Origin of the sequence: Pseudomonas sp. p1(2021b) (assembly GCF_020151015.1) — a bacterium.
GTDB classification, from domain to species: domain Bacteria; phylum Pseudomonadota; class Gammaproteobacteria; order Pseudomonadales; family Pseudomonadaceae; genus Aquipseudomonas; species Aquipseudomonas putida_K.
Genome location: NZ_CP083746.1, coordinates 3,094,543 through 3,107,083 on the forward strand (window position 1 = coordinate 3,094,543; position 12,541 = coordinate 3,107,083).

The 12,541-nt window shown below is 64.4% G+C and carries 11 protein-coding genes; 7 read left to right on the plus strand and 4 right to left on the minus strand.

Going from position 1 to position 12,541, the window contains the following annotated elements:
- Positions 1-25 precede the first annotated feature (25 nt).
- Positions 26-778 carry an anti-sigma factor family protein gene (locus tag K8374_RS14350; RefSeq protein ID WP_224456113.1) on the minus strand — a complete coding sequence of 251 codons (753 nt, stop codon included), beginning with the start codon at positions 776-778 and terminating at the stop codon, positions 26-28.
- Complete coding sequence (locus K8374_RS14355) at positions 775-1,290, minus strand: sigma-70 family RNA polymerase sigma factor (RefSeq protein WP_224456114.1); 516 nt, start codon at positions 1,288-1,290, stop codon at positions 775-777. Before K8374_RS14355 ends, K8374_RS14350 begins: the two co-directional genes overlap by 4 nt.
- A 129-nt stretch (positions 1,291-1,419) precedes the next feature.
- On the opposite strand from K8374_RS14355, the gene K8374_RS14360 reads away from it, so the two are divergent.
- From K8374_RS14360 to K8374_RS14380, 5 genes are all read left to right on the plus strand, one after another.
- Positions 1,420-2,466 carry a catalase family peroxidase gene (locus K8374_RS14360; RefSeq protein WP_224456115.1) on the plus strand — a complete coding sequence of 349 codons (1,047 nt, stop codon included), beginning with the start codon at positions 1,420-1,422 and terminating at the stop codon, positions 2,464-2,466.
- On the plus strand, positions 2,463-2,996 hold the full coding sequence (locus tag K8374_RS14365) for a cytochrome b (RefSeq protein WP_224456116.1): 534 nt from the start codon (positions 2,463-2,465) through the stop codon (positions 2,994-2,996). The genes K8374_RS14360 and K8374_RS14365 overlap by 4 nt, the downstream gene beginning before the upstream one ends.
- Before the next feature lie 48 nt (positions 2,997-3,044).
- Positions 3,045-4,250, plus strand: coding sequence for an MFS transporter (locus K8374_RS14370; protein ID WP_224456117.1), 1,206 nt, complete (start codon positions 3,045-3,047; stop codon positions 4,248-4,250).
- Between the two features lie 82 nt (positions 4,251-4,332).
- A complete protein-coding gene (locus K8374_RS14375) occupies positions 4,333-4,878 on the plus strand; it encodes a cupin domain-containing protein (protein ID WP_196143115.1) in 546 nt (181 codons plus the stop codon).
- Positions 4,879-5,189: 311 nt separating this feature from the next.
- On the plus strand, positions 5,190-5,783 hold the full coding sequence (locus tag K8374_RS14380) for a DUF4157 domain-containing protein (RefSeq protein WP_224456118.1): 594 nt from the start codon (positions 5,190-5,192) through the stop codon (positions 5,781-5,783).
- Positions 5,784-5,804: 21 nt separating this feature from the next.
- Here K8374_RS14380 and K8374_RS14385 read toward each other — a convergent pair whose 3' ends face one another.
- Positions 5,805-8,579, minus strand: a complete 2,775-nt coding sequence (locus tag K8374_RS14385) for an RHS repeat domain-containing protein (protein WP_224456119.1) — start codon at positions 8,577-8,579, stop codon at positions 5,805-5,807.
- 203 nt (positions 8,580-8,782) lie between these two features.
- Complete coding sequence (locus K8374_RS14390) at positions 8,783-9,661, minus strand: LysR family transcriptional regulator (protein WP_224456120.1); 879 nt, start codon at positions 9,659-9,661, stop codon at positions 8,783-8,785.
- A gap of 111 nt (positions 9,662-9,772) precedes the next feature.
- On the opposite strand from K8374_RS14390, the gene K8374_RS14395 reads away from it, so the two are divergent.
- Together K8374_RS14395 and ppnN are read left to right on the plus strand one after the other, a co-directional pair.
- A complete protein-coding gene (locus K8374_RS14395; protein WP_224456121.1) occupies positions 9,773-10,834 on the plus strand; it encodes a YeiH family protein in 1,062 nt (353 codons plus the stop codon).
- Between the two features lie 88 nt (positions 10,835-10,922).
- The gene (gene ppnN / locus K8374_RS14400; protein WP_224456122.1) at positions 10,923-12,296 is read left to right on the plus strand and encodes a nucleotide 5'-monophosphate nucleosidase PpnN; all 1,374 of its coding nucleotides are present in this window, start codon (positions 10,923-10,925) and stop codon (positions 12,294-12,296) included.
- Positions 12,297-12,541: the final 245 nt, after the last annotated feature.

A 12,541-nucleotide genomic window follows, 5' to 3' on the forward strand; every position in this document is an offset into this window, starting at 1 on the left:
ATAGTTACGTCTGGCAAGCCAGCGACTACAGGCTCACACCCAACGCCTGACGCAATTGATCGGCACGTCCATCGTCGGCGGCGCCGACCAAGGCAAAGTTGTAAGCACCATGGGACCAGTAGCGCGCTTCGAGCTGCCCCTCCGTCCGCTGCCCGCTGGGCATGCGTGCAAACCGTTCGCTGGGTGAGCGCAGGAACAGGCTGATGCGCTTCCCCTTGTTGTCCTGAAACACCAGCAGCGCCGCCGGGCCCTGTTCGTTGCTCAGCAGCCGGGCGCCCACCGGCTGGAACCCATAGACACCTAGGTCCGGCAACTGCCCTACGCGGTCGAAGTGGCGCTCGAGCCAAGCCTGCAGGTGCTGCGGGTCGCCGGCCTGGACATCCAGCGTGGCCGCCCCTGCAAACAGACGATGGGCCTGCACGGCGTCTGCCATCGGCAAGGTATCGGCCGTCAGCGTCGCTTCACGGGCTTGCCAGCCACCGAACCCACCCACGCCCAGCGCCAGAAGCAGCAGCGCAGCCGATGCCCACTGCCGCTGGCGACGCCGACGCAAGCGCCGCCTTAACTGGCCAAGGTCCAAGTCGGTAGCAGTGCTGTTCTGCCCGAAGCCGGCCAAGGCCGCGCGCAGGCGCCGGGCGTCGTTGCGCCACGCGTCCACCCGCGCCGACTCTTGCGGATTAGCTGCCAGCCAGGCCTGAACCTGGGCTCTGCGCACCGGGTCGAGCCGGTCATCGACGTAGGCATGCAGCTCATGTTCGGTGGGAATCAACAGGGTCATTTCAGTCTCCGCAAGGCCGGTGGCGTGGGCTGGCCCTCGGTCAAGTCGCGCAGGGCGGCACGGGCACGCGACAGGCGCGACATGACCGTACCGATAGGGATGCCCAAGGCTTGGGCGGCCTCCTTGTAGCTCAACCCTTCGACACTCACCAGCAACAGCAGCGCACGCTGTTCGGTGGACAATCGGGCGAAGGCCGCAAGATCGGCATGGGCCAGGACGATGCGCTCGGTTTCGCCACCCACCGCTTCCTCCTGGCCACGCCCGAACCAGGCCAGCCAGCGGGCATGCAGGCGCTCGCGGCGCTTGCCGTCGAGAAACAGCCGATAAAGGATGGTGAACAACCAGGCGCGCAGGCTGTCGGCGTCACGCTGCTGCCCGCTGCGGCGCAAGGCGCGCTCGACGGTGGCCTGGACCAGATCGTCGGCGCTGCCCGACTCACGGCACAGCCACAACGCGAAGCGGCGCAGCCGTTGCAGCAATTCGCGCCATTGTTGTTCATCCAGGTCATGCATGGTCAGGTCCCGGGCCTTTGAGAGTCAGTCTAAGGGGGCAGACGCGCCGGCACGACATTTATTCCCACGGCGGGAATAAATCTCCAGCCAGCCCGTCGTACCGGCTCATTCACTGCGTGGAACCCGACCATGACCACTCCTCTGCACGGCCCGGCCAAGGCCTTGCGCCTGGCGGCGATCGGCGCGACCCTGCTGACCCTGGGCGCCGGCTTCGCCTACGCCGCCGGCTGGATCGGCGCCCCGGCGCTGACGCCTCAACGCATCATCGACACCTTCGAAGCCCAGGCCGGCCATTACCCGGGCTATCGCAAGAACCACGCCAAAGGCTTGTGCGTGAGCGGCTATTTCCAGAGCAGCGGGCTGGCCGAGCCGCTGTCCAGCGCGAGAGTGTTCAGCCAGCCCCGGGTGCCGGTCATTGGCCGCTTTGCCATCGGCGGCGCCAACCCGTTCGCCCCAGACACCAGCATCCCGGTACGCAGCCTGGCCCTGCAGTTCAGCACCGATGACGGGCACATCTGGCGGACCGGCATGAACAACCCGCCAGTGCTCGCGATCGGCACGCCGCAAGCGTTCTACGAACAGGTCCTGGCCATGGCGCCGGATCCGGCCACCGGCAAACCGAACCCGGCAAGACTGCAAGCCTTCTTCGCTGCGCATCCGGAGAGTGCGGCCTTCCGTCAGTGGGCCGCCAGCTACAAACCCAGCGACAGCTTCGCCAGCACCCCGTACCACAGCATCAATGCCTTCGTGCTCAAGGACGGCGGCGGCACGGCCCACCCGGTGCGTTGGCAACTGGAGCCCCAGACCCCCTTCGCCCCGCTGCCAGCGCAGATCGACGACAAGCAGTTCCTGCAACACGATCTGCAACAACGCCTGAGCCAGGGCCCGCTACGCTGGAGCCTGATCCTGGTACTCGCCGAGCCAGACGACCCACAGGACGACGCCTCGCGCCCCTGGCCCGCCGAACGGCGCCGCGTCGATGCTGGCACCCTGGTCATCGAACAGGCCGACGCGCCCGAGCAAGGCGCCTGCCGCGACATCAACTTCGACCCGCTGATCCTGCCCCCGGGCATCACGCCTTCTGCCGACCCGATCCTGGCCGCCCGCTCGGCCGCGTACTCGGAGTCCTTCAATCGCCGCAGCCGCGAGTCCCTCGATACCGGAGCCCGTCCATGACCGTCACTGTCTTCCATCCCCTCGCCCGGCTGGTGCACTGGCTGATGGCCGTGCTGATCCTGGCAATGCTGTTCATCGGCGTGAGCATGGTCGGCGACCTGTCGCCCCGCCATCCACTGATGGTCGAGCTGCACAAGGCCACGGGCCTGGCCTTGCTGGTGCTGGTGGTGTTGCGCATCGGCCTGCGCCTGGCGCTGCCCCATCCCCCCTTGCCACATGACCTGCCGGCGATCCAGCGCCTGGCCGCCGGTGCCTCGCACCTACTGCTGTATGCCCTGATGCTGGCCATGCCGCTGCTGGGCTGGGCCATGCTGTCGGCCGGTGACTACCCGCGCCCGCTGCAATTGCCGGCTATCGCCCCGCACAACCTGCAACTGTACGCAGCGCTGCGCCGGGCCCACGGCTGGGCCGGCTACCTGCTGTTCGCCACCATCCTCGTCCACCTGGGAGCCGCCTTGATGCATGCCTGGGTGCACCGGGATGGCGTATTGCGTAGCATGTGGCCTGGCCCTGTGCGCCGCAGCGAATGAGCGTTGCGGGGCAGCCTGGGCATAGACTTCCAACCGACTGGACTGCCCATGACCGCTGCAAAGGACCCTGCTGCTTCAACGCCCCCTGCGACCCTGGACCTGCGCCCACTGCTGCTGATCAGCGGCGCATGCACCCTATCGATGATGGCCTTCGTGTCGTTGATCGGCCCGATCGCGCGCCAGCTGGGGATGGCCACCTGGCAGGCTGGCGCTGCGGTCACCGTTGCGGGCGTGGTCTGGGTGATATTGGCCCAGCCCTGGGGACGCGCCGCCGACCGCTACGGGCGCAGGCGCATCCTGCTGCTGGGCAGCGCGGGGTTCACGCTTTCATATTGGTCGCTGTGCCTCTTCATCGACGGCGCGCTGCGCTGGATGCCGGGGGCGACCCTGGCATTCGTCGGCCTGATGCTCACCCGCGGCATGATCGGCGCCTTCTATGCCGCCTTGCCGGTCAGCGCCAATGCCCTGATCGCCGACCATGTCGAGCCGCAACGCCGAGTGCGCGCCATGGCCTCGCTGGGCGCTGCCAATGCCGTCGGGCTGGTGCTGGGCCCGGCACTGGCGGCGCTGCTGGCGCGCCACAGTTTGAGCATGCCCTTCTATGTGATGTCGCTGCTGCCAGCGGGCGCCTTCCTCGTGCTGCTGTTCAAGCTCAAGCCGCCACCCTTGGCGCACAGCCATGGGCCTAGCCCGGTACGGCTGGGTGACCGACGCCTGCGTCGCCCCTTGTTGGTAGCTTTCAGCGCCATGCTCAGCGTGACGGTGTCGCAGATCACCGTCGGCTTCTTCGCGCTCGATCGTCTGCAACTGGGTCCGGCCGATGCCGCCCAGGCTGCCGGCATCGCCCTGACCATGGTGGGCGTGGCGCTGATACTGGTGCAGGTGCTGCTACGGCGTTTGGAGTGGCCGCCGCTGAAGATGATCCGCATCGGTGCCAGCGTCTCGGCCCTGGGCTTCGCCTGTGCCGCACTGGCCGCCAGCGCACCCTGGCTGTGGGCTTCGTTCTTCGTCGCGGCTGGCGGTATGGGCTTTGTCTTCCCTGCCTTCTCGGCCTTGGCGGCCAATGCCATGCATGCCTCGGAACAAGGCGCGACCGCCGGTTCCGTTGGCGCCGCCCAGGGCATGGGCGCGGTGATCGGGCCGCTGGCCGGCACCTTGGTCTATGCCCTCGACCCTCGCCTGCCCTTCCTGGCGGTGGGCATGCTGTTACTGGTGATCGGAGTGTGGCCGACGCCCACCGACCAACGCCACTGACAAGCACAGCGCGTTGCCGCCCAGAGTGTGCTTTAATGCGTCGCCCATTATTTTTGACACCTCTCTATCTAACAAGGCGGCTATGGACACGGGGACACGACTCAAACTGGTGCGTGAACGCAACAATCTCTCCCAACGGGAACTGGCCCGCCGCAGCGGCCTGACCAACTCGACGATCTCGCAGATCGAACAGAACCGTGTCAGCCCGTCGGTCAGTTCCCTGAAAAAGCTGCTCGAAGGGATCCCCATGTCCCTGGCGGAGTTCTTCAGTTTCGACGAGCCAGTGCGCGAAGAGCGCTATGTGTTCCGTGCCGGCGAACAACCGGACCTCGGCCGCAACGGCCTGCGCATGCTGCTGGTCGGTGCCAGCGTCGAAGGTCGTCAGATGCGTATGCTGCGCGAGCTCTATGCCCCCGGCGCCGACTCCGGCGAGCCGATCGTGCACTCCGAAGGCGAAGAATGCGGCCTGGTCACCCGCGGTACCGTGGAATTATGGGTGGATGGGCATGTGAGCATTCTCAATTCCGGCGACGGGTACTACATCCCCACCACCTTGCCGCACAGTTTCAAGAACATCGGCCCCGACGAAGCCGAGATCATCAGCGCCAATACCCCGGCCAACTTCTGATCGCGTCTACACAATCCCTGTGGGAGATTACCCAGCCCTTTGGGCTGCGCTGTCGCGCAGAGAACAAGTGGCTAGCGCCGCCTTCTTCTGTAGGAGCGGGCTTGTCCCGCGATTGGGCCGGCCCAGCCGCCGCGGCTGTATGGCAAGGGCTTCGCCCTTGATCGCGGGACAAGCCCGCTCCTACAGGCCTTGTCAAATCAATGAGTTATGCGTTGTTCTATGAGAGCGGCCTCGTGCCGCGAAAGGAGGGCAAAGCCCTCCCGGTTGCACAACGCTATGGTATGGTTTCGGTTTTGTCGGTAGGGCCTTGAATGAAGCATGCTAGTGTCTTGTTCGGCCTCTTGCTCACCCTTCCTGTATTCGCACAAACCACCTGCCCGCCCGGCCAATACGAGGTGTGCCTGATGGGCTGCTTCTGCGCGCCAGTCGACCCCGGCCAGGCGGGCCAGATCCTCAAGGATATGGAAACCATGGCCTCCGGCAGCCTGGCCTTTGCCTTGCGCCAGGCCCGCGACGAGGCGACCGCCGCCGGCACCCAGCCGATCCCCCTGCACATCCGCGCCCAGCTCGAGCCCTGGTACGACTTCGCCGTGCTCGATGCGGCGCGTTATCGCGTAGGCAACGAGCAGCAGATGAGCGCAGCCAATGCGGTGTTGCAAAACCCGGACGTGAATGCGGTGACCTTGATCGATACGATCATCTTCCGCCATGCGCAGGATGCCGAGGACAATGTCGCGCTCTGGGCCCATGAACTCAAGCACGTGCAGCAGTACCAGGAGCTGGGTGTCGAGGAGTTCGCCCGACGGTATACGCGCAACTACGATGACCTCGAGGCGCCGGCCTACAAGATCGAAGCGCAGGTGGCCAAGGCGTTGCGACAGAACAGCGCCGGGCGAGCCCGATAGTGGAATCACGAGCAGCGTAACTCAATGACTCTGGTTGCGCTGTTTGATCGTACGTCCTGCGCCATCGAAGACTTTATAACTCGCTAACTGTCTCTCCGGCTTGTCCGTGAACGGTCCCTGTTTGCCAAAGAATCTCGAATAAATAGATTTCTTTTCCGTCGGCAATGTAGTGCTGGAATGAAGAGGGCTGATATTCACCTTTTTCATGTATTCAGGTGCATTGACGAAAATGGTCTTCCGGTAGCCTCGGACCTGGTATTTCTTCAATGTTCTTGCAACTTCGCGAGCGGCACCGGTACGTCCTGCACGGCATGCCAACAGAATGAACTCCTTGCCTTCTTCATAACCAATACCCTCCAGCCAGGGCTTGATATCCTTTTCTGCAACTTCACGTGCCGGCCGATACTCCCCCTGGGCATTCATCAAGCTTCCATCGTCGCCACCATGCGTCGCGAACGCCGCGAGCCCCGTCCCCAGAAAATTGGCGTAGAACACCACATCATGACTACCTTTTTCCTGCTCCCAGAGGGTAATGGCATTGTTGTCTACCCTGCCTGCCCGCGTCGGTGGGGATGCGGCCGCTCCTTCCTGTAGGTTCAATTGCGCAAAAATGGCCTTTAACCCGTCTTCGGTGAAAGCGGGCACCGAAACAAGTTCCGCTTGCTCGGCCGGGTCAGTTTCCCGGGCCAGATAGTCGATGGCGGGCGTCCAAGGGTTTGTCGGCGGGTTGGCATGCTCCTCTACCAAGCCCTGTTTATCCACCAATGTCGTAGGGTTGTTGCTTACCATTCTGAACAGATTGAGGCCGTCTACCGTACCGGCCGGATCCGCGCTCAACCAGCGCCCCGCCCAAGGCTGGTAATAGCGATAGCCGTAGTAATACAGCCCCGTGGCATCGCGCTCCTTGCCTGAATAGCGCACGGTCTTGTAGCTGGCCTCGACTTCATTACGCGCAGCCCATACCGCCGTGCCGCCAAAGGGGTAGTACTCTTCCTGGCTGATCAGGTTGCCGGCGCCATCGACCTCCAGCGCGCTGCTGCCCAGCAGGTTGTCGTAGCTGTAGCGCAGTTGGTCGTTCGGTAGGTCATCGGGCTTTCCTGCCGCCCAGTGCAGTACCCGCACTTGCGCACGACCGGCCTCGCCCACCGTCAGCACCTGCAGCTCCTGCATGAGCGTGTCGCCATTGGTGTGGGTACGCAGCTCCAGCCCTGGCAGGTAGATCACCCGCTGGGCCTGGGTGCTGCTGGCCGTTCGCTGGGTGCTGGCTTTCAGCACCCGTTGGCTACGGCTGTCATAGCGGTAGCTTTCACGATCGTCCGTAGCACCTTCGCGCTTCACCGACACGACCTGCGTGAGCTCGGCGCGCGAACTCCAGGCCAGTGGTTGCCCCGGCAACAGCACGGCCTGTTGCCCGCCCGGGGTGAACAGCGCCTCGACAGCCGACGGCTCCTGGGCCAGCGTGCTCAACACGGCCCGGTTGCTGCGGTCGCTGACGGTGATGTCGGTGGTGTAGTTGTGGTTCGTGGCGGGGGCGCTGTGACGGATCTGCAGCAGGTTGCCTGCGGTGTCGTAGCGGTACGTGCGGGTGTATGGGGTGTAGGTGGTGTTGTCGAAGGGGGTGACGTGCGGGAGGTGGCGGCCTGGTTGGCCGGCGTTGGCCATTTCGCGGCCCGTGGCACTGGCCAGTTGGTAGAGGCTGTCGTAGGTGTAGGTGTTTTCCGGCACCACTTTCTGGTTGCGCCAGAACCGGGTGGCCTCGGCATCGTTGCGGATCTTCAGCACATTGCCCACCGGGTCGTAGGCATAGCGCAGATCCTGCAGCACCTTCGCGCCAGTGCCCTGGCGCTCGGTCTTGATCGAGGACAGGCGCTGGGTGTCGGGCTCGTAGGTGTAGGTGGTCACCACACCGTTACCATGCACCTCGCGCAGCTTCTGCCCGGCGGCGGAATAACTGACGGACTGGACGATGACCTGCCCGGCCTTGCCCGCGATCATCAGCCAGCTGCCACTGAGCTGGCCGGCCACGTCATAGGCCACCCGTTGCAGGTTGCCTGCGGCATCCAGGGTCGTCAGCATCGCGCCCGTGGCGTCTGCCGTGGTCTGGGTCGTATAGGCCTTGGGGGCCAGACGGGTGTCCCATTCCACCGCCTCTTCGCCCTGCCAGTCGGCGACGATATCAGGATGGTCGGCATCCTTGAGCAGCTGCCGGGTCGTTGAGATCGGCACACCCGTCAGGGCAAAGCTGTTCGCCTGCGCCAGACCCGCCGGGTCGTAATGGCGGGTCGTCTGCCCGAGCAAATTATGGTCCCGTGCCTGTTGCGTAACCTGTGCCCAGACGAACCGCTCGGCAATCCGTACCTCGCTGTCGGCCACTTGCTCCGTCATGCTCAGCGGTCGGCCGGCCAGGGACGGAGCCTCGTACTGCCAGGTACGGGTGATCGCCCTGCTTTTATCCGCTCCGCCGGTCTCATCGATACCGACTTCCTTTATAGCCATGACAGGACGGCCAGCGGCATCGGCAAGAAACAGCGAAATACCCGCATCGACACTGCGCGTGCGCAATGCGGTACCGGCAAGATCCGTCCAGTAAGTGAAATTCGCCAATCCACGGGCATGCAGTCGTGGGTCAGCGCTCTGAACAAGGAAACTGCGCGCATCGTGTCGATGATGGGTGAGGCGCCTGTCCGTCGTGCTCGGTGAGTCGGGATGGCGGTGGAACTCGATATCTCGAACGGTCAAGCCGCGATTATCGAAGACCTTGATCGTAGGCGTGCAACTAAAAAGCGATGTATCCATGAAATTTCTCCAGGACTGAAATGCCAATCCTCGATCATCGCCCACACCCGTACTGCACACGTACAGGCACTCCTGATAGGAGGCCAGCCCAAGCATTGTGCAAGGCTTGGCTATAGACACCGCAAAGAGAGAAGACATCCGAGGCAACATTGCGTTCCAGGACCAGCCCGCACCTAGGATCCACGCATGCCGGCGATGAGAAGCTATTGGCCCAGGCACAGCGCCATGAACCGCGCCGCCGCCCGCGAAGGTGTCGCGGCATGGGGCATCAGGATCGAGAAATGGCGTGTCAGGGGCTGTGGCGCAATGCCCAGGCGGTGCAGGGCGTTGTCTTCATGACGGATCGACATTGCTGACACAAAGCCGATACCCATCCCTGCCCTGACCGCCTCCTTCACCCCCTCCACCCCGGCGATCTCCAGTGCCACGCGCATCGCCACGCCCTCTCGGGCGAAGGCGCGCTCCACCAATTGCCGCACACCCGAACCGCTTTCGCGCAGCACCAATGGGTAAGCCCCCAGCACGTCGAGCGGTTGCGTCTGGCCACCGCTCGCCAAGGGGTGGTTGCTCGGGACGATGGCGACGATCTCATCTTCGCGCCAGGCCGTGACTTCGGTGCCCAACGCCAGCTCCTGGCCGGGGGGGCCTTCGATCAGGGCGATGTCGAGGGTTTCCAGCGCCGCAACGATTTCCGAGGTGTTGCCATTGGTGGTGGTGACCACCACATCCGGGTAGCGCCCGTGGAAGTCCGCGAGCAGGTAAGGCAGCAGGTAGCTGGCCGGCGTGGTGCTCGCACCGATGCGCAGCGTGCCGCGCTCGAGACCACGCATGGCATCACGCAGGGCCTGGGCCTGGCGGAAGGTGTCGCGCAGGCGTTCGGCATGCCCAAGCAACTGCTCACCGGCTGCGGTCAGGCGCACGCCACGGCCTGCGCGTTGGTACAACGGCTCGCCGAATGCCTCCTGCAATAGCTTGAGCTGGCCCGAGACGGCCGGCTGGGACAAATGCAGTGCGTTCGCGGCATGGCTGATATTGCCGTGTTCGGCAACCGTGGCGAATGTTATCAGTTGCTCAGGGGTCATATCGCAAAAGTATCAGCTATACGGATACTTTGCATCTCAAAGTACGATTTTTTATAAGCTTATAACTGAATTAACGTAGACCTCATCTCGTCACCGTTCGGAGGTCCTACCATGGCCACGGCCCCTGCCACCTCGGCCCTTGAGCCCACCCACTCCACCCGTGGGCGGCTCAATGGCATCCTGTTCGTTGCACTGTTCGCCTTCGCGGTCACCCAGGTGGCCGCCTTGCCCGCCATCGCCGGGCTGGGCATCAGCCCACTCATTGTCGGTATCGTCGCCGGTGCCGTGTATGGCAATGCCTTGCGCCACGGCCTGCCGGCGAGCTGGGCGGCCGGCGTGAACTTTTCCGCGCGCAACCTGCTGCGCCTGGCGGTGGCCTTCTTCGGCCTGCGCGTCAGCCTGCAGGAAATCGCCCAGGTGGGCTGGTCGGGGCTCACCGTCTCGTTGTTGGTGGTCGTCAGCACGCTGCTGGTCGGCCTGTGGGTCGGCATGAAGGTGATGAAGCTGGACCGCGACACCGCCCTGCTCACCGCCGCCGGCAGCGCGATCTGCGGCGCGGCGGCGGTGCTGGCGTTCGAGTCGGCGCTGCGCTCGCAACCGCACAAGGCCGCCATGGCCGTGGGCAGCGTGGTGCTGTTCGGTACGCTGTCGATGTTCCTCTATCCGCTGATGGTGAGCGCCGGCTGGGTACCGCTCGACACCCTGGGCGTGGGCCTGTTCTTCGGCGGCACCCTGCACGAGGTGGCCCAGGTCGTAGGTGCGGCCAGCAATGTGAGCCCGCAAGCCACGCATATCGCCACCATCGTCAAGATGACCCGGGTCCTGCTGCTGGTGCCGGTGCTGCTGGTGGTCGGCGTGTGGATCAGCCGCTCGCGCAAACCAGGCCAGGCCCAGGGTGGCGGTCGTATCGCAGTGCCCTGGTTCGCCTTCGGTTTCCTGCTGCTGGTGCTGGTCAACTCGTTGCAAGTACTGCCTGCGCCGCTGGTCGCCTCGATCAACAGCCTGGACACCTTCGCCCTGACCATGGCCATGACCGCCCTGGGTATGGAAACCCGCTTCAGCCAGATCCGCCAGGCGGGCCCGCGCGCCTTGCTCACCGGGGCACTGCTGAACCTCTGGCTGCTCGGCGGCGGCCTGGCGATCACCCTGGGCGTGCAACGTCTGCTTGGCTAGGCTTTTTCGGTGCCCCCCTCGTTGCCGCGCACATTTGTCGGTATGGTGGTGTCCAAGTAGGAGTTTTACACGCACAGGAAAGACTTAGATGCCCCAACGCAATGTCATCAACGCATCCGTCAGCCCCAAAGGCAGCCTGGAGACGCTGTCGCAACGTGAAGTCCAGCAACTGAGCGAAGTCGGTACCGGCAGTCTGTACACCCTGTTCCGCCAGTGCGCCCTGGCCATTCTCAATACCGGCGCCCATGTCGACAATGCCAAGACCATCCTCGAGGCCTACCAGGACTTCGAGGTGCGCATCCACCAGCAAGACCGTGGCGTGCGCCTGGAGCTGCTCAACGCCCCCGCCGACGCCTTCGTCGATGGCGAGATGATCGCCAGCACCCGCGAAATGCTCTTCAGCGCCCTGCGCGACATCGTCTACACCGAAAGCGAGCTGGCCAGCCAGCGTATCGACCTGGAGAGTTCCCAGGGCATCACCGACTATGTCTTCCACCTGCTGCGCAACGCCCGCACCCTGCGCCCAGGCGTCGAGCCGAAGATGGTGGTGTGCTGGGGTGGCCACTCGATCAGCAGCGAGGAATACCAGTACACCAAGAAGGTCGGCCACGAGCTGGGCCTGCGCAAGCTGGACGTCTGCACCGGTTGCGGCCCGGGCGTGATGAAAGGCCCGATGAAGGGTGCGACCATCGCCCACGCCAAGCAGCGCATGCATGGCAGCCGCTACCTGGGCCTGACCGAGCCGGGCATCATCGCCGCCGAGGCGCCCAACCCGATCGTCAACGAGCTGGTGATCCTGCCGGACATCGAGAAGCGCCTGGAGGCCTTCGTGCGGGTCGGCCACGGCATCATCATCTTCCCCGGCGGCGCGGGTACCGCCGAGGAATTCCTGTACCTGCTGGGTATCCTCATGCACCCAGACAACCAGGACCTGCCCTTCCCGGTCATCCTCACCGGCCCGCGCAGCGCCGAGGCCTACCTGCAACAGCTGCACGCCTTCGTCGGCGCCACCCTGGGCGAAACGGCCCAGCGCCACTACACGATCATCATCGACGACCCGGCCGAGGTCGCTCGGCACATGGTCGAGGGGCTGATGGCGGTCAAGCAGTTCCGACGCGAACGCAATGACGCCTTCCACTTCAACTGGCTGCTCAAGATCGAGGAAGGTTTCCAGCGCCCGTTCGACCCGACCCACGAAAACATGGCCAACCTGGACCTGCGCCGGGAGCTGCCGCCCCATGAGCTGGCGGCCAACCTGCGCCGGGCGTTTTCCGGGGTGGTGGCGGGCAACGTCAAGGACAAGGGCATTCGCCTGATCGAGGAACATGGGCCATACCAGATCCGCGGTGACAGCGCCGTGCTGGATCCGCTGGGCCGATTGCTGCAGGCGTTCGTCGACCAGCACCGGATGAAGTTGCCGGGTGGGGCGGCGTATGTGCCGTGTTATCAGGTCGTGACCTGAGGCCTTAGGCCATTCATAGGGGCAGCCTGGCCTGATTGCCCTCTTTCATCGCCGGCAAGGCGGTTCCCACAGGCAAGCGCTGCTTGAGAAGGCAGCGCAGGGCGAGTGGGCGCCGGCTTGCCGGCGATAGGGCAGGAACAGGCACTCCTTCGGTCCCCTCCCTGCAACATCCTGCAGACATTTCCTACATCAAGCAGTGAACCTGCTTCGATAAAAACGGTCTTTCGCTGACGGTCAAATCACCG

Coding starts and splice junctions, on each gene's coding strand:
- K8374_RS14380 (WP_224456118.1), top strand. CDS start 5,190: ATGAAGCATGCTAGTGTCTTGTTCGGCCTCTTGCTCACCCTTCCTGTA.
- K8374_RS14390 (WP_224456120.1), bottom strand. CDS start 9,661: ATGACCCCTGAGCAACTGATAACATTCGCCACGGTTGCCGAACACGGC.
- K8374_RS14370 (WP_224456117.1), top strand. CDS start 3,045: ATGACCGCTGCAAAGGACCCTGCTGCTTCAACGCCCCCTGCGACCCTG.
- ppnN (WP_224456122.1), top strand. CDS start 10,923: ATGCCCCAACGCAATGTCATCAACGCATCCGTCAGCCCCAAAGGCAGC.
- K8374_RS14360 (WP_224456115.1), top strand. CDS start 1,420: ATGACCACTCCTCTGCACGGCCCGGCCAAGGCCTTGCGCCTGGCGGCG.
- K8374_RS14355 (WP_224456114.1), bottom strand. CDS start 1,290: ATGCATGACCTGGATGAACAACAATGGCGCGAATTGCTGCAACGGCTG.
- K8374_RS14385 (WP_224456119.1), bottom strand. CDS start 8,579: ATGGATACATCGCTTTTTAGTTGCACGCCTACGATCAAGGTCTTCGAT.
- K8374_RS14375 (WP_196143115.1), top strand. CDS start 4,333: ATGGACACGGGGACACGACTCAAACTGGTGCGTGAACGCAACAATCTC.
- K8374_RS14365 (WP_224456116.1), top strand. CDS start 2,463: ATGACCGTCACTGTCTTCCATCCCCTCGCCCGGCTGGTGCACTGGCTG.
- K8374_RS14395 (WP_224456121.1), top strand. CDS start 9,773: ATGGCCACGGCCCCTGCCACCTCGGCCCTTGAGCCCACCCACTCCACC.
- K8374_RS14350 (WP_224456113.1), bottom strand. CDS start 778: ATGACCCTGTTGATTCCCACCGAACATGAGCTGCATGCCTACGTCGAT.